The 26,476-nt window shown below is 31.5% G+C and carries 21 protein-coding genes and 3 tRNA genes; 3 read left to right on the forward strand and 21 right to left on the reverse strand.

Going from position 1 to position 26,476, the window contains the following annotated elements; genetic code table 11:
• The 18 genes from A3I1_RS08630 to A3I1_RS0106325 form a co-directional block, all read right to left on the reverse strand.
• Positions 1-3,563, reverse strand: a 3,563-nt coding sequence (locus A3I1_RS08630) for a Cna B-type domain-containing protein (protein WP_018370426.1), incomplete at its 3' end; no start/stop codon positions are given.
• A 346-nt stretch (positions 3,564-3,909) separates the two neighbouring features.
• Entirely contained in the window at positions 3,910-5,871 is a 1,962-nt protein-coding gene (gene ftsH / locus A3I1_RS0106245) for an ATP-dependent zinc metalloprotease FtsH (protein WP_018370427.1), read from the reverse strand.
• A gap of 24 nt (positions 5,872-5,895) precedes the next feature.
• On the reverse strand, positions 5,896-6,438 hold the full coding sequence (hpt, locus tag A3I1_RS0106250) for a hypoxanthine phosphoribosyltransferase (protein ID WP_018370428.1): 543 nt from the start codon (positions 6,436-6,438) through the stop codon (positions 5,896-5,898).
• A gap of 14 nt (positions 6,439-6,452) precedes the next feature.
• Complete coding sequence (gene tilS, locus A3I1_RS0106255; RefSeq protein WP_018370429.1) at positions 6,453-7,715, reverse strand: tRNA lysidine(34) synthetase TilS; 1,263 nt, start codon at positions 7,713-7,715, stop codon at positions 6,453-6,455.
• Positions 7,712-9,001: a serine hydrolase gene (locus tag A3I1_RS0106260; protein ID WP_018370430.1), complete on the reverse strand. Its 1,290-nt coding sequence runs from the start codon at positions 8,999-9,001 to the stop codon at positions 7,712-7,714. Before A3I1_RS0106260 ends, tilS begins: the two co-directional genes overlap by 4 nt.
• Positions 8,998-9,123 (reverse strand): SP_0009 family protein, encoded by a 126-nt coding sequence (locus A3I1_RS0106265; RefSeq protein WP_026216794.1) that lies wholly within the window; start codon positions 9,121-9,123, stop codon positions 8,998-9,000. Before A3I1_RS0106265 ends, A3I1_RS0106260 begins: the two co-directional genes overlap by 4 nt.
• On the reverse strand, positions 9,123-9,494 hold the full coding sequence (locus tag A3I1_RS0106270; RefSeq protein ID WP_018370432.1) for an FtsB family cell division protein: 372 nt from the start codon (positions 9,492-9,494) through the stop codon (positions 9,123-9,125). Before A3I1_RS0106270 ends, A3I1_RS0106265 begins: the two co-directional genes overlap by 1 nt.
• Positions 9,481-9,753 (reverse strand): RNA-binding S4 domain-containing protein, encoded by a 273-nt coding sequence (locus A3I1_RS0106275; RefSeq protein ID WP_018370433.1) that lies wholly within the window; start codon positions 9,751-9,753, stop codon positions 9,481-9,483. Before A3I1_RS0106275 ends, A3I1_RS0106270 begins: the two co-directional genes overlap by 14 nt.
• Before the next feature lie 26 nt (positions 9,754-9,779).
• The gene (locus A3I1_RS0106280; protein ID WP_018370434.1) at positions 9,780-11,288 is read right to left on the reverse strand and encodes an oligosaccharide flippase family protein; all 1,509 of its coding nucleotides are present in this window, start codon (positions 11,286-11,288) and stop codon (positions 9,780-9,782) included.
• Positions 11,263-14,760: a transcription-repair coupling factor gene (gene mfd, locus A3I1_RS0106285; RefSeq protein ID WP_018370435.1), complete on the reverse strand. Its 3,498-nt coding sequence runs from the start codon at positions 14,758-14,760 to the stop codon at positions 11,263-11,265. The genes A3I1_RS0106280 and mfd overlap by 26 nt, the downstream gene beginning before the upstream one ends.
• Positions 14,753-15,322: an aminoacyl-tRNA hydrolase gene (gene pth / locus A3I1_RS0106290; RefSeq protein WP_018370436.1), complete on the reverse strand. Its 570-nt coding sequence runs from the start codon at positions 15,320-15,322 to the stop codon at positions 14,753-14,755. Before pth ends, mfd begins: the two co-directional genes overlap by 8 nt.
• A 66-nt stretch (positions 15,323-15,388) precedes the next feature.
• Positions 15,389-16,504, reverse strand: coding sequence for a redox-regulated ATPase YchF (gene ychF, locus A3I1_RS0106295; protein ID WP_018370437.1), 1,116 nt, complete (start codon positions 16,502-16,504; stop codon positions 15,389-15,391).
• Positions 16,505-16,635: 131 nt separating this feature from the next.
• Positions 16,636-16,833, reverse strand: a complete 198-nt coding sequence (locus A3I1_RS0106300; RefSeq protein WP_018370438.1) for a DUF951 domain-containing protein — start codon at positions 16,831-16,833, stop codon at positions 16,636-16,638.
• Between the two features lie 12 nt (positions 16,834-16,845).
• The gene (locus tag A3I1_RS0106305) at positions 16,846-17,727 is read right to left on the reverse strand and encodes a diacylglycerol/lipid kinase family protein (protein WP_018370439.1); all 882 of its coding nucleotides are present in this window, start codon (positions 17,725-17,727) and stop codon (positions 16,846-16,848) included.
• 26 nt (positions 17,728-17,753) lie between these two features.
• Positions 17,754-18,890: a DNA polymerase III subunit beta gene (gene dnaN, locus A3I1_RS0106310; RefSeq protein ID WP_018370440.1), complete on the reverse strand. Its 1,137-nt coding sequence runs from the start codon at positions 18,888-18,890 to the stop codon at positions 17,754-17,756.
• Positions 18,891-19,035: 145 nt separating this feature from the next.
• Positions 19,036-20,403 (reverse strand): chromosomal replication initiator protein DnaA, encoded by a 1,368-nt coding sequence (dnaA, locus tag A3I1_RS0106315; RefSeq protein WP_149031809.1) that lies wholly within the window; start codon positions 20,401-20,403, stop codon positions 19,036-19,038.
• A 233-nt stretch (positions 20,404-20,636) separates the two neighbouring features.
• Complete coding sequence (locus A3I1_RS0106320) at positions 20,637-21,401, reverse strand: ParB/RepB/Spo0J family partition protein (RefSeq protein ID WP_018370442.1); 765 nt, start codon at positions 21,399-21,401, stop codon at positions 20,637-20,639.
• 54 nt (positions 21,402-21,455) lie between these two features.
• On the reverse strand, positions 21,456-22,682 hold the full coding sequence (locus A3I1_RS0106325; protein WP_018370443.1) for a S1C family serine protease: 1,227 nt from the start codon (positions 22,680-22,682) through the stop codon (positions 21,456-21,458).
• Positions 22,683-22,859: 177 nt separating this feature from the next.
• Here A3I1_RS0106325 and rlmH point away from each other — a divergent pair, with 177 nt between their 5' ends.
• Positions 22,860-23,339, forward strand: coding sequence for a 23S rRNA (pseudouridine(1915)-N(3))-methyltransferase RlmH (gene rlmH, locus A3I1_RS0106330; protein WP_018370444.1), 480 nt, complete (start codon positions 22,860-22,862; stop codon positions 23,337-23,339).
• Between the two features lie 42 nt (positions 23,340-23,381).
• Here the strand turns inward: rlmH and A3I1_RS0106335 are convergent.
• Positions 23,382-23,455, reverse strand: a tRNA-Arg gene (locus A3I1_RS0106335).
• Between the two features lie 163 nt (positions 23,456-23,618).
• On the opposite strand from A3I1_RS0106335, the gene A3I1_RS0106340 reads away from it, so the two are divergent.
• Together A3I1_RS0106340 and A3I1_RS0106345 are read left to right on the forward strand one after the other, a co-directional pair.
• Positions 23,619-23,690: transfer RNA gene (locus tag A3I1_RS0106340), tRNA-Glu, on the forward strand.
• A 28-nt stretch (positions 23,691-23,718) separates the two neighbouring features.
• Positions 23,719-23,792 (forward strand) — tRNA-Asn (locus A3I1_RS0106345).
• A 93-nt stretch (positions 23,793-23,885) separates the two neighbouring features.
• Here A3I1_RS0106345 and A3I1_RS0106350 read toward each other — a convergent pair.
• Positions 23,886-25,505, reverse strand: coding sequence for an ATP-binding cassette domain-containing protein (locus A3I1_RS0106350; RefSeq protein ID WP_018370445.1), 1,620 nt, complete (start codon positions 25,503-25,505; stop codon positions 23,886-23,888).
• A gap of 80 nt (positions 25,506-25,585) precedes the next feature.
• On the reverse strand, positions 25,586-26,458 hold the full coding sequence (locus A3I1_RS0106355; protein WP_018370446.1) for a YitT family protein: 873 nt from the start codon (positions 26,456-26,458) through the stop codon (positions 25,586-25,588).
• Positions 26,459-26,476 lie beyond the last annotated feature (18 nt).

Consider the following 26,476-nt stretch of genomic DNA (forward strand, 5'->3'; position numbering starts at 1 on the left):
CCTGAGATAGACACTAGACTTGGGGTATGACTGTTAGTAATATCAAAACCATTAATATCTGTTGTNTAGCCTAAAACAGCTTCTTCTGTCACACTATAAACAATCTTTTGACCATCTTTATATTCTGGTAAGTCTGTAAATGTATATGACCAGTTATCTGTAGCTGTGACTGTCTTAGTTTGACCTGTTGCAACACCATCTGCTAGAAGACTAATCACAATTTCTGTTGGACGAAGACCATCTTGGTTGTTGGCGTCATCCCATGTCTTAGTCCCTTTTATATTAACACTTTCTTTTAGATAACCAGCATTTTTTTGAATAATTGGTTGATCAATTGTTAAATCAAAATTATCTGTTGTGCCAGTTTGATTATCTATAATATGTGAACCTTGTATGTTTTCTTTCACATCCAGAAGTTTATAGCCGTCCGGTGTCAAAATCTTAATTTTATACTTACCATTTCGGTAAACATCCATGGTATAATATCCATTTTTATCTGTTTTGGTTGCGATAGGTTTCCCATCTAATCCTATCACTGGATTTCCTAAGCTATCAATCAATTGCACTTTATAATCTTTAAAAGGTCGATCGTTTTCTCCTCTTAAACCATCCTTTATTTCTAGATCTTCAAAAATATAACCTTCAACCTTATATTTAAACAATTCTATTGAAGCATTGTTTGATTCAGTAAATTCTAATTTTTTTGAAGTTGAAACTCCAAATGAATTAGTAGCGATTAAGCGTTCATTAACTGTATCTTGTAATCCATAACGCCCCAATTTTTCATCCTCTGGAGTTAAAAATGGAAGGAAAAATTCAACTGTTTTTCCAACTGGTAATGTAAAGCCATCAGTTAGAACAATTTTAAAAGCTTTTACTTGAGAATAATCTGATGGATTTGACAACCAATTAGCATTTTGATAAAAGTCCTCCATATTTTCTGTAGGTGTATCTGTTGTGTAGAAAACACTGTAACCTTCTGGTGCAACAATTGGTCCGTAGAGGTGTATGTTAAATTGTGATTTTCTTGGAATTCGTTCACCAATTAATTGATTGGTACCAACAGTTTTATCTCCAATATGTGGAAGAATATCTAGTAATACAAAAGTGCTGAAATCATCATCAGAATTATTAACAATAGTGAGACGATAGTCTCCTTTAGTTGCGATTTCTGCTCTTGCAATTGCTGGCGTTAAAGTGTAATCAACATCAAGATTTCCTTTAACAGTTTTTTTACTGATAAGTTCTTTTACAGGTGAATGATAAAAGTGACCTTGAGCTTTTGAAATAAGATCATCTGTTTTACCATTATTGTTGATATCGAAAATATCTTCTGTTACTTTGGAACTATCTGAAGCATTAATTGCTTTAATATCATCATTATTTTTCCATCCAACATATACCTCATTGATGTTTTCTCCTGGCATTGTATCCTTGGTCACTTCCATTTGATAATTAATTTGATAAGGAAAAGCATCTGAAGCTGTTTCTAAAGCTGTTGCGGTTACTGGAAGTATTTCCCAAACAAGTGCTGTTCGTCCAGTTCCTCTATAATTGAAAATAACCTTGGGTTCGTATAGACCATTTTTTAGACTAGAATGGTAGTGATAAGATCCTTTTCCATATTCAAGATTTAATATCGCAGAATGTGGAACATATTGAGTTCCTAGCGGTAATAAATCAACCATCTGAGTAAACTTGATTTCTGTTTCAGGTAACACACCATTCGCATTTAAATCAAGTGATACATCAATTTTTTCACCTGCACCAAATGTTTTATTTTCTGTCTTAACATTTTTTCTAACATGAAAAGTTTCATTTGGATCAATTAATACTTTATCCTCACTACGAATAATTTTAGTGACTTGGGGACCACCAACTTTATTGCCCAAAATCTCAGCTTCATTACTAAAAACATAAGGGGTAGTCAGTTTTTCTTTTGGATCCTTCATTTTCACATAAAGTGTCACTTTAAATTTCATATCTTCTGAGATTGTTGGTTTTAAAATACTCTTTTTTGAAGAAGTGTTTTCAGCTTCAATAAAGACTTTATCAACTTGACTATCAAATGTAAAAGTATAATCACTTTCTAGAAGAGAAATACTTTTTTTAACTAACACTTTCTCATTATTGCCTGTTTGTGTATAAATATTTATTGTCCCATCGAAAATATCGCTGGAAGTCTTTGGTAACATAATTTTTGAAAAATAAAGATGACTGTCTAGTCGACCATCAATTATCTTTAAATTTTCAATAGGTTTACTTGAAGAGTTGGTTACGAAAATATCCCAAGGTCCTTCCCATTTTTTAAGATAGTTTTCCTGATTATATATACGTTCCCATCCTTTTTTTTCAGCACTAAAAGCGTCTGAAACAGTTAATCTAAAAGTCATGCTGTCCTCATAAATAATACTATCTTCAGAAGCTCCTTTATTTTTTGGAATAAATTCTACCTGCATTTCATTAGTATAAAAATTAGAATCAGGGATATTTGGGTCATAAAGCTTGCCATTAGGAAATAGTAGGTGTAATTCTGGAGAATTTTGAAGATGATAACCTAGTTTAAAATCATCTAAATTAGTTGCTTTATAGGTAGCTGTTCTTGAGTTGGAATCATATGTCCAGTTTGGATTGTTAATTTCAGGAAAAATAGCACCTTCTGGAAGAGTATCTCTATAAATAATCGTCTCAATATCTCTATTACCAATAATATCTTCTATTGTTTTACTAATGTCAGTATGATGTCTGAAAGTAACTAAATCAAGTTTTGAAATATCATCACTTAGATAACCTGGATTTGTTGTGCTTTCTTGTCCACCAGAAACAATCTCTTGATCTGACCCTGAGAAAATAACATTAGCAATTTTAATTTGTTTTTCTGTTTCAACCTCTTTAATATGATAAGTATAATGGATGGTTTTTGAATCTAAAGGATTATCTATACCTTCAGCATAAATAGTTGCTGTTACGGGCAGGTGATAACCATTAGGTGTTGGTCCTGACGCCACGATAAATTTAGTTGGAAAACTAATATCTGTTCCGCCTGATAAATCTTTAAAATGATATTCAACGATATAATTATCTTCATTATCTTCTTTAATAGTGGCAGCTCCTTCAAGAGAATCAGGAGTTGAGGTAATAATCTCATCTTTTTTAATAAAGCTTTTATTAAATTTTAAAATAATGGTATAACTTTGGCTTCCTTGAGAAGAGGTTGTTGCAAAACGTACATAGGTCGCTGTTTGTTGTCCAGAAAAAAGAACTGTCTCCTCTTCTCCTCTTTGCCTGTTATAAAGTTCAAAGTATTCTAAAATAATGCCACTATTATCTTGATTTACCGGTAAGTTTTTACTTTTTATTGAGTCATCTGATAATTGATTGTTATTTAGATCAGTAGTCTGTTTTTTACTTGTTTCCACTAAAGTACTATCAATAGATGACTCTATATCTTCTGCAACGATCAATGAGGGGCTTGCTATTTGACTAAATAAAATAGTAAATAGCATAATACAATAAACTATCTTCTTTTTTAGAAAGAGAATCAAATTATTTTTTGTTTTCATATTTTACTCCTTGCTGTGATATGATTTCATTAGTTTTTAACTAATGACCTAGCATAAATAATTTAAAAAGCTAGTAAGGTGGTATATGCCACAAAACTGATAAGTTATTATGAATTTAAAAAATTATGATTAGTACCTCCTTAATTTTTATTATAAAAATAAAAAATCTTTTTTTGTGAGAATAATTATATGTTGAAATTGCTTTAAATATACTATTTTTTTTCAAAAAAGGAAAGAAATATATAAATATTTTAAAAAATAATTATCATGACTAACTGTTATTATCTTTTTTATTCTTTTTGTAAAAAACAAAAAAAGAAGACATAAATGTCTTCTTTTTTGTTGTTTATTCTTTTACTAATTTTTCCTTGATTTCATCATAAGAAAGAGCGTGAGCATCCTCTACTTCCTCTTCTAATGATCTTGGCATTTCACCAGTTTCATAGATAGATTTAATTTGTTGAGCATCAAGTGTTTCATATTTAAGAAGTGCTTCTGCAATCAACTTATGTTTTTCTCTGTTTTGATTGATGATGTCAGCTGCTTTATCACGCGCTTCATTTAAAAGTTCTCTCACTTCTTCATCAATCAAGAGAGCTGTTTGAGCAGAGTAAGATTTCTCTGGCGTCATTTGACCAGGCATCATAGCATGATTTCCTTCATATTGAACAGGTCCAAGTTTTTCACTCATACCATATTCCGTGACCATTGATCTTGCCATTTGTGTTGCTTGTTCAAAATCATTAGAAGCACCTGTTGTTTGAACATTAAAGATAATTTCTTCAGCGACACGCCCTCCCATAAGTCCTGCTAATTGTTCTTTTAAATCATCCTTAGATAGAAGATTTTGATCTTCCTTTGGAAGAGCAATCATATAACCACCAGCACGGCCTCTAGGAACGATAGTTACTTTATGAACAACACGAGCATTTGATAAAACAAGGCCAACAATGGTATGTCCTGCTTCATGATAAGCAACCATTTGACGCTCACGTTCAGAAATAGTTTTGTCTTTTTTAGATGGACCAGCAATCACACGATCTTCAGCCTCATCAATATCGCTAGCATCAATTTTTGTTTTATTTCTTCTAGCAGCAACTAAAGCAGCTTCATTAAGAACATTTTCTAGATCGGCACCGACAAAACCTGGTGTTTGTTGTGCAACAACTTTTAAGTCAACATCGTCTGCTAACGGTTTGTTTTTAGCATGAACTTTCAAAATTGCTTCACGTCCCTTAACATCCGGACGACCAACTAAAACTTTTCTATCAAAACGCCCTGGTCTTAAAAGAGCAGGATCTAAGACGTCACTTCGGTTTGTTGCAGCAATAACAATGATATTTTCGTTTCCTTCAAAACCATCCATTTCAATCAATAATTGGTTGAGTGTTTGTTCGCGTTCATCATTGCCACCACCCATTCCTGCCCCTCGTCGGCGACCAACCGCATCTATTTCATCAATAAAAATAATAGCACGACCAGCTTTTTTAGCATCTTCAAATAAAGATCTCACACGACTAGCACCAACCCCAACAAACATCTCAACGAAGTCTGAACCAGAAATACTAAAGAAAGGAACGCCTGCTTCTCCTGCAACTGCTTTTGCAAGTAATGTTTTACCTGTTCCTGGGGGGCCTTCTAAAAGAACACCCGCTGGAATCCTAGCACCAAGTGCCTTGTAGCGTTTGGGATCTTTTAGAAAATCAACAACTTCAATCAGTTCTTGTTTTTCTTCTTCTGCACCCGCAACATCTGAAAAACGAACTTTAACAGTTGTTTTATTGGCTGTTCTCGCCTTGTTTTTACCGATATTCATAGCACCACGAGCGCCACCACCTTGATTCATCATCATGGTGAAAAAGAAAATTAAAATGACAATGGGCAAGAAACCAACAATCAAAGATACCCAAGTACCAATAGAACTTTCTGGTTTAACAGTTATTGTTGTATTTGCTTCATCAGCAACTTCTTGTAATGTTTTTATAGAGGTTTCACTTGGTAAAATGATGGAAGTAAATTCTTTAACTTTTGTGCTTGAATTGCCAAAAAAAGCTAAATCATTATTATTTTCAATTGTTTTTTCAGTCTTATATTTTCCTTCAACAGAAATAATTCCACCATTAGGTTGGTAAGAAATGGAAGCCACTTCACCTTTTTTTATCTCTGAAACAAGGGTAGAGTAATTAATTTTTTGGGCTTGAGGTGATGAACCTCGTAAAAAATATTGTACTCCAAAAATAATGGAGATAATAATTAAAATATAGAGAAAAGGATTCTTGACAAACCCGTTGTTATTATTATTTTTCATTTCTTAATGATAAACTTTCTATGATTATTTTGAATAAACATCTTCTTTTAAGACACCTACATAAGGAAGATTACGATAATTTTCTCTGTAATCTAATCCAAAACCTACGATAAATTCATTTGGAACATCATAGCAAACATAATCAGCTTCAATAGCAACTTCTCTTCCTTCTGGTTTATCAAATAAGGTTGCAATTTTAACAGAATTTGCTTGACGATATTTAAACATATCTCTTAGATATTTAAGTGTTCTTCCAGTATCAATAATGTCTTCGATGAAAATAACATCACGGCCTTCAATGTTAGTATCAACATCTTTTAGAATTTTGACTTCTCCACTACTTGTAGTCCCACCATGATAACTAGAAACAACCATGAAATCAAGTTCAATTTGAGTATCAATGTGCTTAATCAATTCAGCTAGAAAAGGAATACAACCCTTTAAAACACCAACCAACAGTGGGGTTTTCCCCTGATAATCTTTTGTTAATTGTTGTCCCAATTCTTTAGCTTTTTTCGTAATTTCTTCTTGGGAATATAAGATTTTTTTAATATCTTTTTCTAACATCTTTTACCACTCTTTTATTCTTTTATTTTTTCAATAAGTAATGTAGCAATCATTATATCATTATTAGAGTGATTTCTCAAATATGTATCACCACCAACCATAACAAAAATAATAAAACCATCTTGTTCACCAATAATAGCATTTTGACGCTCCAAGAAAGAATATTTTCCGTCAATAAAAAGACGTCTAATTTTCTTAGAGTGACCGCTAAGTTGAATTTTATCCCCTTGTTTACGATGTCTTAAAGTAATTGGTGATTTGCTACTTAGAGAAATACCACCAACTTTATCTGAAAAAGAAAAATGATAGTTACTAAAATCTTCATTATTTCCGTATTCTAACACTTTTTTTGGTTTTTGACTATCAGTCTTTGGTTCCATTTTTTTTATGGTAAAACATTTGTAATCCTTAATCAAATAATAATTATTTTTTAGATAATGAGAATAGTTAACTTTTGTTTTAATAATGTGTAAAACATCTTCAAATTGATTTTTAGATAATTTTAAATCTACGAATTGTTCCAAGTAAGTTTGTAATAAAAAATATTGCACAGCATCAGATTGACTCAAAAAAACTTGACAATTCTGTGTTGAAATATCTTTTGTCAACAAATGTAAAGCTTGTTTTAATAATTTAATTTCTTTAGCTGTCTCAATAAGATGATGAGATAATTGAGGGTTTTCTTTTTTCAAAGAAGGAAGATACATATTTCTAATACGATTTCTAAGAAATGTATTAGAAATATTTGAGACATCTTCAAAATGAAAAACCCGTGGTAGATCTTTTTTCTTAATGGTTAGAAATGGTCTAATGAGTTCACCATTAAAAAAGGGTTGTTTTTCTTTTATGCCAGTTAAATGCATCAAACGGGACCCACGAAGTAACCTCATCAAAATTGTTTCTGCTTGATCATCTGCATGATGAGCAGTGACAAGTGCAGTATAGCCATATTCTAACATTATCTGTTTAAAAAACGTATAACGATGATTTCTTGCTCTTTCTTCTGAAAATATTTCTTTGAAATGACTAATATAAATGGGAATCTCGTGACTGGTTGCCCACTCTTTCAAATAACTTTCTTCTTCTTTTGAAGCTAAACGTTGATTGTGGTTAACGTGAACAATGGCAATGGAAATATTTAAGACTTTTTTATAAGCATATAAAAATTGCAAAAGTGCCATGGAGTCTGAACCACCTGAAACTGCAATCAATACCTTATTGTGTTTAGAAAAATAAGATTTTTTTTGAATGATTTTTAATAGTTGTTGATTGTTCATTTTAAAACACCATAAACATCATTTGCAATAGCTGTTATATCTTCGTAAGAAGCATGATTTGTAAAAATTGATAAAATAAACGGTTTTTCTGCATAGACAATCGCAACGTCATGTTTAAAATCGTAAGCATCTCCTATTTTGTGAGCCACTTGAACATTGATATCCTTTGAAATACGCTCGTTATCAAATTTTGTTTGAGAGAGGTAATCAATAATCATACCATTTTGATAATAAATAGCTTCCATCATAAGACCAGCTTGTAGGGCACTACTATTTCTATCAAGCATATCCCAATTAGTGCCAATAACCTTTGAAATACTTGTTTGATAATTAGCATCGTACTTATCATTAACATAATAACCTAATAAGTTACTAGCAACATTATCTGAATTTTGGCTAACTGCTTTTAAAAGGTACTCAAGAGTATATTCCTTGTCATCAGGAAACTTACTCATATCACCACTACCTTCTGTGTCATAAGCACCATCAAAGTTCATTGATGCTTCATTGTATTTAAAGCGATTTTCTAAAGAAAAAGTCTTGGTGTTAAGTTTTTCTTGAGCGTAGTACAAAATAGGAAGTTTTGTAATACTAGCTGAATACATGATTTTGTCAGCATTGATTTGTGACACTTCTTGACTTTCAAGATCCTTAACATAAACTGAAATATTTGCATTTTGATATTTTTCATTCAATATGTCTTGAACATGTGCCATGCGATTATCACTCTCAGAAAGTGTAGTAGCATCAATCCATCCTTTTTCTTCAACTTTATAATAAGTTCCATGGTTGGTTGTTGCTTTTTGTGTCACTTTAACACTTGTAAAATCAGCAACTGTTTTCTCTGATGGTTTCACACCCATTACAAAAGGTTGCTGGTAAAAAACAGCTTTTTTTCCTACCCAAAACGTACTCTCTACAGGCTCTTGACTTAAAATAACATCATCAAAAATTACATCGTGATTAGCACTAATAAAGCCACCATTTGATAACTCAAATATTGGCACGTTAGCATCATTGACAAAAAAACGGTTTAAACTAATTTGTGTGTTTGCGGTTAAAATTTTTAAAGGAATTGATAGATTCACATCTTCATAAATTTGAGTATTTTGTTTTAACACCGGATTTTCAGGGAAATAAGAAAAATATTCTAATTGACTGACAGGATTTTGTGTTAATTGATATTGTAAGCCGTTAGACAAAGAAACTTCTTTTTCCGTGCTAATGATGAAGAGAGGTAATAAAAAGATAGACATCACTAAAAAGAATGCGAATACTTTTTTCATTTCGTTTTTTTCCCTTTCTTCTTTGATTTTTCTTTTAATTGCTGATTTTTTTCAGATAATTCTTTTAGTTTATCATCTGAGTATGTCAAAAATTTTTCGATTGTATTAATTAAGTTTTTCATCATTTTGGTAGTAATTCAGGGGTTTGAAGAACAACTTCTCCCTCAAATTTATAAGAATATTTGGCACGCGCATACTTTTCAACATAATCTGTATCTTTTAAGCGATTAGCCAGTTCTTTTTTTTGCTTTGTTTCTTCTTCTAGAGTATTAAATTCTTTTTGCAATTCAATGATTTGTTGTTTTCTGTTTTCCAAAGCGACATAACTTGATACTAGGTTGTAGGTTGGTAAAATAAACAACAAGGTAATAACAATCAATATTAAACCAATAAAGCGATGATGTTTACGAATTTCTTCTTCTTCAAAACGTTTTCTTTGATTTGCATCTTTGATAAAGTCATTATTTAATTGAACAATATTAGGTTTTTTCATTTTTATCTATCCTTGTTTCACTAATGATTTCATACATTTTACTAGCATCTTCTTTTTTAGTGCTATCTTTCATCTCTATTACACGTACCAATAATAATTTGTTTCCAAATCTAATTTCAATAGTATCGTTATATTTTAATTTGGTAGAGCTTTTAGCCAGAATACCATTAATCTTTATGCGACCTTTATCTGCTACCTCTTTTGCAACTGGTCGTCTTTTTATTAAACGTGATACTTTCAAATATTTATCTAATCTCATAATATCCCTCACATCTCTTCATTTTATCACTTTTCTTTGTAGAATGGTAGAAAAGAAAATAATCTTTTATCAAAAATTTGCCAACTTTTACATAGTAAAAGAAAAATTCCAGCTCCTATAAAACTTGATAAGACTATATTTAAAAATAAAGCTAAACGACTAGTACTTGGTAAAAAATAACTAGTTATCAAAGTAAAACTTATCATTACAAGGACGGATAGAATAATTTTAGGTGTTAAAAGAGATAGTAAATTAACTTTTTCTTTTTTGAGGTAACAACTTAAAACAAGAATTAAAGCAAAAACTGTTGATAAACTAGCTCCAATAATCCCAAAAATTTCAGTTAAAGGATAGGTGAGAAATCCTTTTGCTCCAATTCCAATAAGAAGATAAAGTAAGGATTGTTTATTTTGACCTTCAATAAATAAGGTATGATGAAAAAATTGGATAAGACTAGTCAAAAAGATGATAAAAAGATAAATCATCAACGCATCAATACCAAGATTATTTTTAAATAAAAAATGATTCATTTTAGGTAAAATCGTTAAAAAACCAAGAGTTATCACGCCATTGAAATAAAAAATGAAAGCTAACAATAGTTTGTTTTCTCTCCAATAATCTTCTTTGTTTTGATGATAATATCGCGTTAACTTAGGAAGATAAGTAGTAAATAAAGCTGTTGAAAAAATGAGCCCAAATTGTATTAGGGGTTGCCCTCGATCAAAAATTCCTTTTTCAATTTCGGCTAAACTATTTGACATACCTTGAGAAACTAGCGCGTTTTTAATTAGAAACGCATCAATTAATTGAAATAGAAGTAAATAAATAGAAAAAAAGATAAATACAAGACTTGGAAAGCTAATATTTTTAAGGGTAGATAAATTTAAAGAACTGTTAGTTATGATTTTTTTAAAAGAAACAGGTACTTTTCTCATCAAGTAAATCAATGTAATGGTGCCAGCTAATAAATTACCAAAAATAGCAATAGTTGCTGTTTGATAAATCGTCAACTTCCAAACACTATAAAGGATTGCTGCTAAAATAATCACAGAAACTCTAATTATCTGTTCAATAACTTGGCTAACTGCTGTTGGTTGCATATTTCCTTTTGCTTGAGCTAATCCTCTATAAAATGAGATAAAAGGAATTAAGAGTACGGTTAAACCTACAATCTGAAGTGCTGTTCTTAAGGGGCTAGCTCCCATTAGTTGTGCTAAAAAATCACTAAAAAAGATTAAAATAAGTGACCCTATTCCTGAAATAAGACACTCTAGTTGAAATAAAATACCAAGTGTTTTTCTCTCTTGTTTTTGTGCCAAACTAGAAATGATATTGGGAAAGGCAATTAAACTTAAGGTAGTGATGATACCAATTAGAGGATAGATTTGTTGGTAAGCATAAAACCCTCTGTCTCCGACAATATTTTGATAAGGAATACGGTAGATGGCAGCTAAAATTTTCGATATCAAACCAGCTAGGACTATTAAAAAACTAGCTTTTTGAGTATAGTTAAGACTTTCTTTCTTTAATATCATCTAGTGCCTCTCCAAATTGTTTTAATTCTTCTAATATCACGTAATCTTTTTTGTTTCTAACATCGAAAACAATCTCAATTTTTCCTTGGTGTTCACTAATGCGAGCTTTTAGCTGAGTTTTCGAAATAGCTTCAAAGTAGTCTTGGGTGAGATAAATGCTTTGTGATTTTTTTTCAAATTGAATAGTCAAATAACCTTTATTTTTGTGAACACACGCTACAAATGCTCGATCCATATAACTTTTAATGAGAGCAATTTCTAAAAGATAAGCTACTTGATTAGGAAAGTCACCAAAGCGATCGATGATTTCTTCTTGTAGTTCTTGGTAGGTATCTTGATTATTAATTTCTCTAATACGTTTATAAATTTCAATTTTTTGACGCTCATCGGCTATATAATCATTAGGAAGATAAGCATCTATTTTTAAGTCAATTTCCGCATTACCTTTTTGTCTTTTTGGCAATTGACCTTGTTTACTAGCAATTGCTTCTTCAAGGAGTTGTGAATACATTTCAAAACCAACTGAGTCAATGAAACCACTCTGAGAAGCACCAAGAATATTTCCAGCACCTCTAATAGCTAAATCACGCATAGCAATTTTAAAACCACTGCCTAATTCTGTAAAACCTTTGATGGCTTCCAAACGTTTTTCTGAGACTTCTGTCAAAATTTTATCCGGATGATACATAAGATAAGCATAAGCTAAACGACTACTTCGACCAACACGACCTCTTAGTTGATAAAGAGTTGAAAGTCCCATATAATCAGCATTTTCAACAAATAAGGTGTTCACATTTGAAATATCAACACCTGTTTCGATGATTGTTGTGGCGACTAAAATATCATACTGCCCTTCAATAAAACTAAAGAGTGTATTCTCCAATTGAATATCACTCATTTGACCATGTACAAAACCAATATTTGCTTCTGGTACAAGGTCTTTTAACTCAGAAACTTTTTTTTCAATCGTCTCGACCCGATTATAAACATAATAAATCTGTCCACCACGATCAATTTCTCTTAGGATGGCTTCTTTAATAATCTCAGGGTTTGAAGGAGTAACATAGGTTTGAACAGGATAGCGATTGGTTGGTGGTGTTTCAATCAAAGAAAGATCTCTAATTCCTAACATTGACATGTGTAAGGTTCTAGGAATGGGGGTAGCTGTTAAGGTTAAGACGTCAACTTTTGCTTTTAATTGTTTTAATTTTTCTTTGTGCTTAACACCAAATCGTTGTTCTTCATCAATAATAATTAATCCTAAGTCAGAAAAAATAACATCATCTGATAAGATACGATGAGTACCAATTAAAATATCAACTTGCCCCTTTTTTAACCTATCAAGAGTTATTTCCTGCTCTTTTTTTGTTTTGAAACGACTAACTATGTCAACCATCACCGGATAAGCTTCAAATCGTTCTTTGAAAGTCATATAATGTTGTTGTGCAAGAACTGTTGTTGGGACTAGTATAACTACTTGCTTACCATCATTAACAGCTTTAAAAGATGCTCTCATAGCAACTTCTGTCTTACCAAAACCGACATCGCCTACAAGTAATCGGTCCATTGGTTGAGAACTTTCCATATCTCTTTTAACCTCTTTGATAGATCGCAGTTGATCAGGGGTTTCGACAAAAGGAAAATCCGCATCAAACTCTTTTTGACTATTATCATCTGGTGAAAAAGCAAATCCCTTTAACTGGCTTCGTTTAGCATAAAGTTTAATTAAATCATCTGCAATATCTTCAACCTGTTTAGATACTTTTTGTTTTGTACGTTGGAAGCGTCCATCATTTAATTTGTTAATTTTAGGCTCTTTGCCATCACTTGCAAGGTATTTTGAAATAAGATTAATTTGTTCAACAGGAATAGAAATACGATCTGAATTTTGGTACTGAATAGTAATATAATCTTTATGGATACCTGATACTTCAATGGTTTCAATACCTAAAAAACGACCAATGCCATGAATATGGTGGACAATATAATCACCTTTTTCAAGCTCACTATAGTTTTTGAGACGCTCTGCATTTGTCATTTGTGTCGTTCGTCTTTGGCGTTTTACTTTTTTATGAAATATTTCTTTTTCAGTGATAAAAACTAGTTTTTCATCAGCAAAATAAAATCCACTAGATAAAGATGATTGCATTAATTGAACGTGAAATGGAGCGATATGATTATTTTCAGTAATAGGAATATCTAAACCATATTCTCTAAACGTTGCTTGTAATTTAATCAGTTCTTTTTTGGTGCTTGATTGAATAATAACCGTTGTTTTTTGTTTTTGATAGCGATTAATCTCATCAACTAATAGAGGTAGTTGATTATAAAATTCTTGAATGGGATATTGATTACATTGATATAAGTCATCGAAAGTCAGATTACCTAACCCACGATGAATAGAAGTGAAAAAAGTTGCAGGCTGATACTTTTTAAATGTTTGAAAATGATCAGCAAAGTAGGTCACTGTTGAAAGTGACTGATTTTTTTGCAAATCATCTGTTAATAGTTGTGCACTTTCAAGCGTCAAACGTGTATTTTGATCGTTAATTTTTTGAAAATCATCAAAGAAAACAAGCGTACCCTTTGGAAAATAATCTTTTAGTGTCCATTCTTTTTCATAAAAGAGTGATAAAAACTGGCGATGGCGCTCTGGTTTATGAAATTCTTTGATTTCTCTTAAAATATCTTCTAAGAATGGTTTTTGTTCCTGATTAGCTACCTTTATCGCTTTTTCAATCTTAGAAGAAGCTCTCAAATAATCTTCTCTTGTTAGTAAGACATCATCTGCTGGATTGATATCTAGAGACTCTAAAGAATGAAGTGATTTTTGTGTCTCACTGTCAAATTGTCTTATACCATCAATCTCATCACCAAAAAATTCAAGTCGATAGGGAAATTCCTGAATAATGTCATAAACATCAAGAATATCCCCTCTTTGACTAAATTCACCTGGATTTAAAACTTGAGACACACGAACATAACCTATTTGATGAAGGTGATTAACCAACTCCTCGGGATTTTTTTCTTCACCAACCACTAGAGAAATGGTGGCTTCTTTAAACTGTTTTGGACTAGGTAACAAGACCCTAAGACCAACAATGGTTGTGACTAAAATGCCTTTTTTATTTTTATCTCGTAAGAATTTTAGACTTTCTAGCCGAGAAGAAGCTCTGTCTAAAGATGAAAAAATAAATTCTGCTGCTGGCACATCGTCAGCAAAAAAATGATAAATAAAAGTATCCTCAATCACACTTGAGAGATTTGCAATCAATTCTTCTGCTTGATGTTGTGTTGCTGTCACAATCACCAGTTTACCATCTTGTTCTTGATAAGCTTTAGCCATTACTAATGCTTTAGCAGAACCTGATAATCCCATGATAAGTTGACGTTTTTCTTGTTTAATTGTTTTTAACCATTTGGTGATAGTTGTATTTTGACCAATTAAGTCTAAAAGTGTTATCTTATCCATTATATTTTTGCATCATCTTTTCAAAATTTTGTTCGTGTAAGTAATCCTTGACAATAGTGTCAACCTTATCTAGCGTATTTAAGATACTTATCTTATTCTCTGTAGAAAATGGTGTTAAGACGTGTTTAATAACAGTCATTTTTCCAATAGGACGACCAATACCAACCTTAATACGCTTAAAGTCTTTAGTACCAATATGTTCTATAATACTCTTGATACCATTATGGCCACCTGCTGAACCTTTTTGACGTAGTCTTATTTTTCCAACGGCTAAGTCAAGATCATCATAAATCACTAACATATCATCAACTGACAAATTATAGTAGGTTAATAGAGCTCTCACTGCAATACCACTGTTATTCATAAAGGTAGTAGGTTTCACAACATATATTTTTTCATTATTGTAAAAAAAACTACCTATGTCGGCTTTAAAGACATTATCAGTTGTAAAGATTGTGTCAACTTCTTTGACAATAGTGTCAATTGCCATGAAACCAATATTATGTTTTGTTTCTTGATATTTACTACCAGGATTTCCTAATCCAACAATCATTTTTGTCATCTTTTTTTCCTTTACCTAAACACTAAAAGGGTTGGAAATAGTATTTCCAACCTTTTTAGTCATTAATTACACATTAAATCTAAATTCCATGATATCGCCATCTTGAACGATATACTCTTTTCCTTCTTCTCTTAAACGACCAGCTTCTTTAACTGCTTTTTCACTGCCATAGGTCATTAAATCATCATAACTCATGGTAACAGCACGAATAAAGCCTTTTTCAAAGTCAGAATGGATAATACCTGCTGCTTGAGGTGCTTTCATGCCACGTTTAAAGGTCCAAGCTCTCACTTCTTTTTCTCCAGCTGTAAAGTAGGTGCCAAGACCTAAAAGGTGATAAGCAGCCCTAGTTAGCTTATCAACACCTGATTCAGTTAAACCAATAGCTTCTAAGAATTCCCCTTTTTCATCATTATCAAGCTCAGAAATTTCTTCTTCTGCACGTGCAGAGATAACAACGACTTCAGCATTCTCAGTTGCAGCAAAAGTTCTAATTTGTTTAACATAGTCAATATTATCTGGATCAAAAACCTTATCTTCATCAACATTAGCCACATAAAGAACTGGTTTTGTTGTAAGAAGAAAGAGTCCTTTAACAACTTTTTCTTCTTCCTTATCAAAAGCAATAGTTCTAGCAGATTTTCCTTCTTCAAGGACAGGTTTTATTTTAGAGAGAACATTAAATTCGGCCACAGATTCTTTATCTTTTTGTGTACGAGCCATTTTTTCGACACGTGCATAGCGTTTATTAACAGATTCAAGGTCGGCTAAAATCAATTCTAAATTGATAGTCTCAATATCAGAGATAGGGTCAACAAAATCACTTTCACGCCCTTGTTCACGCATCACATTTTCATCATCAAAAGCACGAACAACATGGACAATAGCATCTACTTGACGGATATTGGCTAAAAATTTATTTCCAAGACCCTCACCTTTTGAGGCCCCTTTGACAATCCCAGCAATATCTGTAAACTCAAAAGTTGTTGGAACTGTTTTCTTAGGAATAATAATTTCAGTGATTTTTTGGAGACGTTCATCTGGAACTTCTACCATTCCAATATTTGGGTCAATAGTTGCAAAAGGGTAGTTAGCTGCTTCTGCACCTGCTTTTGTTATTGCGTTAAATAAGGTTGATTTTCCTACATTGGGTAAACCAACAATGCCTGCTGTTAAAGCCATAAAAATTCTATTCTCCATTCAAAAATTCAATCATTACTATTATAGCATATAATCAAGGGAAAAAGCCTGCAAGATTATTCTTAATAAGCTATACTTTTAGATGTAAGAAACAGTAAAATTAATAAACAATATTATTCTTTTAATATTTTCTTAAGTTTACGATTAAAATCATAGCGACTCATCATCACAATATGCTGACAATTGGTGCATTTTATCTTAATATCAGCTCCAACTCTCACCACTTCCCAACGATTGGCTTTTTTACCTGTAGCTTTGATGATGCAAGCATGTGTTTTTTTCATCTCCACTATAGAGCCTAAAACATACATTTTTAATCCTTTCTAGAGATAAATCTCTCTTTGTTCGCAACAAAGTGATAATTGGTTGGTTTCAATCACTTCACCATCTACTTGAACTATATTTTCTTTAATACTAGTAATAGTGACTTTTTTAAAGACCTTATGATTAATGGCAGTTGTATTTTGGTGTTTTTTGAAAAGAATTGCTAGTAGAGTCTTCACATTCTTCATTAATCCTTCATCTTCAAAATAAACACAGTCAATGTTAGTTCCAAAAGGACTAGCATTTGGCCAAACCACTATTCCTCCACCAAAATAACGACTATTAGCAAAGGATAAGAAAAAAATATTAGAAAGTGTTAATTTTTCTTGCTCTGTTTCTAGAAAAACAGTAGCAGTCGGAGTGCAAAACAAAGAAACAATACCATATAAAGGGTATACTAGTTTGCCTAGTTTAACCTTTCCTAGTATCGTTTTTAAAGGTGATGTTTCAGAAAAACTAATCACTTTAGCTGCAAAACCAAAATCAAGACTATTAATAATAATACCATTATTATAGTTAATGACATTGATAACCTGTTTTTGTTTTCGTTTGATAGCTAAAATAATATTATCAATATGATTAATTTTTAGTGATCTTGCAAAATCATTTCCTGATCCTGATGGGTAATAAGCAAAAGGAATATCTTTGGGTAAATGTGATAGGACTTTTGATAAAGTTCCATCACCTCCAATGACTAATATGGCATCCTCATTTTTGTTGTAAGAAGATAAAATGGCAGAAATTTGATTTTTTTCATCATCCACTTTAGTTGTAATGTAGAGTTTAAAGTCAATTTCAGGATAAATTTGTATTAGTTTTTCATACTTTTCAAGAGCAGACTTATCTCCTGAATTAGGATTAGCTAATAAGTATATTTTCATTAGTTAGTCGTCTTTTTCATTTTTTCTTAATTGGTACGTACAGGAGTGATAAGTTGAATGAAATTCTCTTTATCATCTGCAGGAAGTAGAGTAAATGGTCTTACCGGTGAAATAAACTGAATTTTTACTGTTTCACTCTTAAGAGCTTTTAAGGATTCAATCAAATAAGTTGGATTAAAGCTGATAATTAGATCTGAACCCGAAAGTTGAATCACATCTAATTCCTCATTTACTTTTCCAACTTCTGGTGAGTTAACATAAGCAGTCACTTTTTGTGATGTGATTTCTAATTTAACTGTACCATTTTGAGTCGCATTAGAAACCAAAAAGGCTCTCTCCATGGCTTGTTTTAAAGCACCTGTATTAAAGACTAAAGTTGTTTCAAATTGATTAGTTAGTAAACGATCAGTATCTGGATAATTTCCTTCTAATAATCTGGTGTAAAAATTAATACTTTCACTTCTAAACAACATCTGACTGCCAGAAAAGAAAACTTCAATGGTATCCACAGTATCTGAAAAAACTGAATTAAGTTCACGAAGAGACTTACTTGGAATGACTACATCAAAATTTTCTGAGGTTTTATCAAGAATCATTTTTCGTTGGCTAAGTCTATGTGAATCGGTAGCAACAGCCTTCAATTCATTATTGTTGGATAAAGTTAGATGAACACCTGTTAAGATAGGTCGACTTTCTTGGTGACTAGCTGCAAATACTGTTTCACTAATTAGTGTTTTAAATAATTCTGTTTTTAAAACAAGAGGATGAGTGGTTTCTATTTCTTGTAATCTTGGATAGTGAGAAACATCTTTTCCCTTTAGTGTGATTTCAGATTTACCACTAACTAGTAAAACTTGTTGTTGTTCAATTTCTTTAAATTCAAAAATAATATCAGGTAAACTTGATACAATATTTGTGAAAAAATTAGCATCTAATAAAATTGCTCCAGTTTTATTAATTAATAAACCTGCATCGTCATTATTAGATGAAATAATAGTTTCAATAGAAATTTGTCCATTAGAACCTGTCAAAATGAGAGATTCCTTATCTACTTCAATTTTAAAGCTAGAAAGAATAGGGATGGCATTTTTAGAACTAATAGCTCTTTTAGTTGTATTTAAAGCTTGAAGAAAAAAAGTTTTATTGATGGAAAAATGAATCATGGAACACTCCTTTATTTTATAAGTATTATATATAGTAATGGTAATAAGTCCTGTGTATAATGAGGAAAAATCATCAAATCCCTTACCTATCTAAGGGGAGAGTATGTTAATTACTTGTGGAAAAAGTTATTAATTAGCTATATTGTTATCCACAACTTTGTTTAATGGTGTTTTTGATAGATTTTATTTCAATCATTAAATTATCATCTTGTGCCAACATATTTTTAATTTTATTATAGGCGTAAAGAACAGTGGAATGATCTTTACCACCAAATTCTTTACCAATTTTAGGAAGACTGTTATCAGTTAACTCTCTAACTAAAAAAATGGCAACTTGTCTTGCAAGAACAATATTTTGATTTCTTTTTGTTGATTTGATTTCTTTAGTGGTAACACCATAAAATTTTCCGACTTGCTCTTGAATCATTTCAATAGGAATAACTTTGATGATTGTTTTTTCTTGTTTTCTAGCTCGTATAGCTTCTACTACCAATTCAATCGTAATTCTTGTTACTTTTTTAGTACTAGCAACTAAATTGATATCTTTTAGAGCACCTTCTAACTCTCTGACGTTTGAATCAAATTGACCAGCAAGATATTCAATTGTTTCTTGTGGAAAATCATAAGTATATTCTTTTATTTTTTCTTGTAAGATAGCTACACGTGTTTCAAATTCTGGCGGTGTGATATCTTGTGTTAACCCCCAACCAAATCTAGTAACAAGTCGATTTTCCAAATCATTCAGTTGATCAGGAGAGCGATCACTTGTTAAAACGATTTGTTTATTTTTATCTCTTAGTGCATTGAAAGTATGGAAAAATTCTTCTTGTGTACCAGGTTTTTTAGCTAGTGATTGAATATCATCAATTAATAGAACGTCTAAATTACGGAATTGATTTTTTAGCTCATCAATGGTTTTTAAACGAATATGAGTGACATATTCACTAATAAACTCTTCTGTTGTAATATATTTTATTCTAGCTTTTGGGTTATTTTCAACAATAAAATTACCAATGGCATTCAATAAATGTGTTTTTCCAAGCCCAGGTCCTCCCCAAATAAATAAGGGATTATAGGTAATACCAGGCGTTTCTGCTACAGCTCTTGCAGCAGCAAAAGCCCATTGACTACCAGGTCCTTGGATGAAATTATCAAAACGATATTTAGGATTTAAGTCGTTTTCAACTGGCACTGTTTCATAAAAAGGATGAGTTGATTGTGATAAAAATTCTGGCTGCTTAACAGATTCCGACTTTGTTAAAAAATCTTCAAAAACATATTCTGCTGTTATTTCAGCATCATAGATTTCAAAACCAGCAGTTAAAATGGCTGGTTTTAAGTTTTTTTCCCAAAAAAGTTTTTTATTTTTTTCTTCGATAAAGATAATTGCTACATTATTTTCAACCTTGATTAGTTTTGCATCGGCAATATAATAATCAAAAGCAGTTTGTCTTAATTTTTCTTGAGCTAATTCTATCAATCTGTTCCAAAAAATCTGCTCATTGCCCATCACAGTGCCTCCTAAAAGATTGTTCAGTTCTTACTATTTTAACACAAAAAAAAAAAGAAAGCCATCAAAATAGAAAGTTTAAAACAAAGTTATCCACAGTTGTTCAAAAACTATTAACAATATGAATATCACTTATCCACAACTTGTGGATAAGTGATACTTTTACTGTTTTTATTGGTTGAAATATAATTATTTATTGTTAATAAATGTGAAAATTAAAATTGTTTTTTAACAACTTAGTTTAATTTGTTGATAACTCTGTTGAAATCTTTTTCTGTTGAAAAGTTTATTTTTAGATAACCATTACCATTTTTATATTTAATGGAGACGGGAAGACCTAGACTTTTTTGTAATTCTTTTTCTTTTTCAAGGATAAAAATATCATATTGTTTTATTTTAGTGGCTTTACTACCATAAACTTTTTTTTCTAATTCACGAACACTAAGTGTATCCTTCAAAATTCTTTCAAACCAATAAAATTGCTTGTCTTTTGATTTGATACCAACTAATAATCTTGCGTGTCCTTGAGTAATCTTTCCTTTTTCAACTGCCTCAATTATCTCTTGTGGAAGATTTAATAGACGTAAAATATTAGTGATATAAGGTCGTGATTTCCCCATGTATAAAGCTAATTCATCATGTGTGAGTTGTTGTTGTTTGAGCACATTTTGATAAGCTTTAGCCTCTTCTATAGGATTTAAATCTTCTCGTTGAAGATTTTCAATAATGGCTTGTTTAATACTATCTTCGTCACCAATTGTTTTAATAATAGCTGGAATATTTTCCAAACCCGCTAATTTAGATGCTCTTAATCGTCTCTCTCCAGCAATCAATTCATAACCTAATATATCAGATTTTCTGACAATAATTGGCTGAATAAGACCATTTTCTTTTATTGATAGGCTTAATTCTTCTAGAGCTTGTTCATCAAAATGAATTCTCGGTTGGTAGGGATTTTTGTGAATATCCTTTATTGGAATTAATTTTAGTGATTCTTTCATTTTTCCTCTCAAACCTATTAAATACCTCTATAAATAGAGGTATTTAGATATCTATTAATTTCTTTTTAAATCATCAGTAGTTTTTGTTAGTTGAATTGTCTTTGTTAATTTCTTTTTACCACGATAGAAAGTTACTTTAATAGTATTATTAATTTGATGTTTATAAAGAACACTTTGTAAATCACTAGTTGTTTCAATTGTTTCTTCATCAATTGCAACAATAACATCATTTTTTTCCAAAATACCATTTGCTGGCATTCCTTCTTGTGTTGAAATAACGACAACACCACTTAGAACTGATTCAGGAATATCTAATTTACTAAATGATGAGGTTGGGATTTCATTTAGATTAGCCATTGATATACCAAGAGCTGGTCTATTAACAGAACCATTTGTTTCTAATTGATTAATAATAGAGACAACATCGTTTGATGGAATGGCAAATCCCATACCTTCGACGGCTACACTGTTTGTATAGTCACCACTGACAGTAATCTTACTAGAATTAATACCTATGACTTGCCCTTGAATATTAATGAGAGGTCCACCTGAGTTTCCAGGGTTTATGGCAGCATCTGTTTGTATGGCATTAGTGGAAATAGTTTCTCCGTTATCGTTTTTGGATGTAACTGTTCGACTAAGACTTGAGACAATTCCTTCAGTAACTGAGTTAGCATATTCACTTCCTAACGGGCTACCGATAGCAATAGCAGGTTCTCCCACATTGAGATTATCTGAATTTGCAAATTCAGCGACGATATCAACGTTTTCTGAAGAAATCTTAACAACAGCTAAGTCAGAATAAGTATCAGCTCCAACCAACTCACCAACAACTTTATTGCCATTACTTAGTAAAATTTCAATTTTTTGAGCACCACTGATAACGTGATTATTGGTTACTAAATAAGCATCATTTCCATCTTTTTTGTAAATAACACCAGATCCTTCACTATAGACAGTAAGACCAGAATCATCAACATAACGATCTTCATTTTCAGAAGTAAAGTAATCATAGTAGTTAAAACCATCCTGATTTTCCTGATAGTTGATAACAGAAACAACGGTATTTTGAATTGTTTTAACAGCATCAGTTGTTGAAGTTGTTGTATTATAGTTAGTATTACTTGTTTTAACTTGCGAGACAGATGTAGTATTAGAAAATAAATTATTACCATTTATTTGTAAGACGAAAAAGGTAGCAACAAAACCTCCTAGGAAACCAAATAGGATAATAAAAAAGAAATTAATGATTTTTTTGAAAAAACTAGATTTTTTTTTCACTGTTGTAACCTCCAAATTTTTCTTACATTCTATGATAGTTTGCTTAATTATACCTTAAATTATTTTAAAAAGAAAGTAATCCACAGGTTGTTGAAAACTTTTTTGAAAGGTGTGAAAATGAATGAAAAATAATATTAAGTTAGTATTTCCTTATAAAAGTTGTGCTATAATGTCATTATGAAAATAAAATTATTAGTGGTTGGAAAATTAAAAGAAAAATACCTCCAGGAAGGAATTGCTGAATATGTAAAACGCTTGGGACGTTTTACCCAGGTTGAAATTATTGAAGTATCAGACGAAAAAACTCCCAATCAAGCTAGCCAGGCAGAAAATTTTAATATTTTAGAAAAAGAAGAACAGCGATTATTGACTAAAATTGGTGAAAGAGATTATGTTATTGTTCTTGCGATAGAAGGGGAACAACTGTCATCAGAAAAATTGAGTCAAAAACTCTCACAAATCACACTTAAAGGCTATTCTACGATTACTTTTATCGTAGGTGGTAGTCTTGGTTTGAGTACTCATTTGAAAAAAAAGGCTAATCTATTAGTAAGTTTTGGAAAAATTACACTTCCACATCAACTGATGCGTTTAGTATTGGTTGAACAAATTTACCGTTCTTTTATGATTCAACAAGGTAGTCCTTATCATAAATAAAAACTCTTGGTTTTACCAAGAGTTTTTATTTTATTTATAGTATGATCTCAGCAGGATTCGAACCTGCGACCGTTCGCTTAGAAGGCGAATGCTCTATCCAGCTGAGCTATGAGACCAATTCAACCATTTCATTTTATCAAAAAAACTATCGATTTGTCAATAAGAAGATGTAAATCAATATTTTTAGCAAAAAATATCATATATTTTTAAAAAAAGGTAGACAAAATAAAATTATTTGTTATAATACTAAGAGTGCTAAGAAAAAATCTTATGACTTTTGGTCCGTTGGTCAAGGGGTTAAGACACCGCCTTTTCACGGCGGTAACACGGGTTCGAATCCCGTACGGACTATTTTTAGCTTTACTCTAATTGGTTATATTCCGGCATAGCTCAGTTGGTAGTAGCGCATGACTGTTAATCATGATGTCGTAGGTTCGAGTCCTACTGCCGGAGTGATAAGACTTATCCTAAGTTTACTTAGGATTTTTTATTTCTAAATACATATAATATAATAGTAAACCCTCTGAAACTTCAGAGGGTTTTTATTTACTTCCATAGTGCTTTTACTTTTTCTTGTACTTCTTGATTTTCTAAAAAATCGTCATAGGTTTCATCAATACGATCAATAACACCATTTTTTGAAATGACAACAATATGATTAGCTAGAGTTTGAATAAATTCATGATCATGACTGGCAAAAATGATATTTTCTTTAAATTTTTTCAGACCATCATTAAGACTAGAAATTGACTCCAAATCTAAGTGGTTGGTTGGGTCGTCAAGAACAATAACATTTGATTTTAACAGCATTAACTTAGAGAGCATAACGCGAACCTTTTCACCACCAGAAAGTACATTAACTGGTTTATTAACTTCTTCTCCACTAAAGAGCATGCGTCCTAAGAAACCTCTAAGAAAAGTATTATCATTTTCTTCCTTACTAGCAAATTGACGAAGCCAATCTAAAATAGAATCTTTACTTTCAAATTCACGAGAATTATCTTTTGGTAAGTAACTACGACTGGTTGTGATTCCCCATTTAATAGTTCCTTCATAATCAATATCTCCCATTAAAGCACGAATAAGGGCAGTTGTTTGAATATCATTTTGACCAATAATTGCTGTTTTATCACCTGGATAAAGAATAAAACTAATATTATCCAAGATGACTTCTCCATCAATAGTAACTTTTAAATTTTCGACTGTTAACAATTCTTTTCCAGTTTCACGTTCAGATTTGAAATTGATGAAGGGGTATTTACGGCTAGAAGGAACAATTTCTTCTAACTCAATTTTTTCCAACATTTTTTTACGTGATGTTGCCTGTTTCGATTTAGAGGCATTAGCTGAGAATCTAGCAACAAATTCTTTCAATTCTTTGATTTTTTCTTCTGCTTTAGCATTACGGTCTGATTGTAAACGAAGGGCTAATTCACTAGATTCTTTCCAAAAATCATAGTTTCCAACAAAGATTTTAATTTTTCCAAAGTCAAGGTCAGCCATGTGGGTACAGACTTTATTTAGAAAATGACGGTCATGAGAAACAACAATTACTGTATTTTCAAAATCAATCAAGAAATCTTCTAACCAACTGATTGATTGAATATCAAGACCATTGGTTGGCTCATCAAGTAAAAGCACATCAGGTTTACCAAATAAAGCTTTGGCTAGTAAGACTTTCACTTTATCACCGTTTGTTAACTCACTCAAATTAAGATAGTGTAATTCTTCAGGAATATTAAGATTTTGGAGTAGTTGCGCAGCTTCACTTTCTGCTTCCCATCCCCCCAACTCTGCAAAATCACTTTCTAATTCAGCAGCACGAACCCCGTCTTCTTCTGAAAAATCTGGTTTCATATAGATATCATCTTTTTCTTTCATAATACGATAGAGTTCTTCATTACCCATAATCACGACATCAATAGCTCTGATATTTTCATAGTCATAATGATTTTGACGAAGTACTGATAAGCGTTCATCCGGACCAAGCGACACATTTCCTGTTGTTGGTTCAATATCACCTGCAAGTATTTTTAAAAAGGTTGACTTTCCAGCACCATTGGCACCAATTAATCCATAGGTATTTCCAGCAGTGAATTTGATATTAACCTCATCAAAAAGTTTACGATCACTAAATCTAAGGGATACATCTGAAACTGTAAGCAATTTTTTACCTCATTATCTCTTTCTCATTTTCTTCATTCTACACGAAATTTGATTGTTTTTCAATGGTTATAGAAGAATGATTACATTGGATATAAGACATCTTCATCCATTATGTGGTGATCTTTGGTCAAACTAAAACCTCTTCCCATAACTTGTGAAGCAGGCATAATGATAACAAAAGCAGCTTCATCAATTTTTTGAATTTCTTTTTGTAGTCTAGGAATTTCATTGGTAAAAAGTGTTGTCATAATCATGTGACGTTGTTGTCCAGTAAAACCACCAGTGATAGGGATTTCGGTTACACCTCGTTCAATTATTGATGTAATGATTTCTTTGATTTGTTCTTGTTTACGTGAAATAATCATTACATTCTTAGAAGCTTTTAGACCAGAAAGTAAGACATTAATGACATAACCAATTGTAATAAGTGAAATGATTGAAAACATGACAGTATCAACATCAAAAGCAATTAAGCCAATAATAACTACAATTCCATCAACAATTGTCATAACAACCCCTAAAGAAAGCGAAGAGTAATTATAAATGATTTGCGTGATAATACTAGTTCCACCAGTAGAAGAATTTCCTAAAAAAACAATACCAAGACCAACTCCCATAATAACACCCCCAAAAATTGAGGCAAGAAGAGTGTTATGAGTAATGGTTGGTATTTTTTCTGTTAAACTAATAAAAACTGGAAAAATAAGAGAACCATATACTGTTTTAAAAAAAGTTGCTTTTCCTAGAAAAAAGTAACATAGCATTAAAAGTGGGATATTGGCAATCATGACAAAAACACCTGGCGACCATCCAAACAATTCATTGATTGCAATAGACAAACCTCCTAACCCACCAGAAACAATACGGTTTTCTAAAAACATGGCATTAATACCAATTGCAGCGATAAAAGCACCAATTGTAACAAATAACAAATCACGAATTTTATTTTTCATTGCTAATTCCTTTCAAAA

The organism is Streptococcus marimammalium DSM 18627 (genome assembly GCF_000380045.1).
In the GTDB taxonomy this organism is placed as follows: Bacteria; Bacillota; Bacilli; order Lactobacillales; family Streptococcaceae; genus Streptococcus; species Streptococcus marimammalium.

Coding starts and splice junctions, on each gene's coding strand:
- ftsH (WP_018370427.1), bottom strand. CDS start 5,871: ATGAAAAATAATAATAACAACGGGTTTGTCAAGAATCCTTTTCTCTAT.
- hpt (WP_018370428.1), bottom strand. CDS start 6,438: ATGTTAGAAAAAGATATTAAAAAAATCTTATATTCCCAAGAAGAAATT.
- tilS (WP_018370429.1), bottom strand. CDS start 7,715: ATGAACAATCAACAACTATTAAAAATCATTCAAAAAAAATCTTATTTT.
- A3I1_RS0106260 (WP_018370430.1), bottom strand. CDS start 9,001: ATGAAAAAAGTATTCGCATTCTTTTTAGTGATGTCTATCTTTTTATTA.
- A3I1_RS0106265 (WP_026216794.1), bottom strand. CDS start 9,123: ATGAAAAACTTAATTAATACAATCGAAAAATTTTTGACATACTCAGAT.
- A3I1_RS0106270 (WP_018370432.1), bottom strand. CDS start 9,494: ATGAAAAAACCTAATATTGTTCAATTAAATAATGACTTTATCAAAGAT.
- A3I1_RS0106275 (WP_018370433.1), bottom strand. CDS start 9,753: ATGAGATTAGATAAATATTTGAAAGTATCACGTTTAATAAAAAGACGA.
- A3I1_RS0106280 (WP_018370434.1), bottom strand. CDS start 11,288: ATGATATTAAAGAAAGAAAGTCTTAACTATACTCAAAAAGCTAGTTTT.
- mfd (WP_018370435.1), bottom strand. CDS start 14,760: ATGGATAAGATAACACTTTTAGACTTAATTGGTCAAAATACAACTATC.
- pth (WP_018370436.1), bottom strand. CDS start 15,322: ATGACAAAAATGATTGTTGGATTAGGAAATCCTGGTAGTAAATATCAA.
- ychF (WP_018370437.1), bottom strand. CDS start 16,504: ATGGCTTTAACAGCAGGCATTGTTGGTTTACCCAATGTAGGAAAATCA.
- A3I1_RS0106300 (WP_018370438.1), bottom strand. CDS start 16,833: ATGTATGTTTTAGGCTCTATAGTGGAGATGAAAAAAACACATGCTTGC.
- A3I1_RS0106305 (WP_018370439.1), bottom strand. CDS start 17,727: ATGAAAATATACTTATTAGCTAATCCTAATTCAGGAGATAAGTCTGCT.
- dnaN (WP_018370440.1), bottom strand. CDS start 18,890: ATGATTCATTTTTCCATCAATAAAACTTTTTTTCTTCAAGCTTTAAAT.
- A3I1_RS0106320 (WP_018370442.1), bottom strand. CDS start 21,401: ATGAAAGAATCACTAAAATTAATTCCAATAAAGGATATTCACAAAAAT.
- rlmH (WP_018370444.1), top strand. CDS start 22,860: ATGAAAATAAAATTATTAGTGGTTGGAAAATTAAAAGAAAAATACCTC.
- A3I1_RS0106355 (WP_018370446.1), bottom strand. CDS start 26,458: ATGAAAAATAAAATTCGTGATTTGTTATTTGTTACAATTGGTGCTTTT.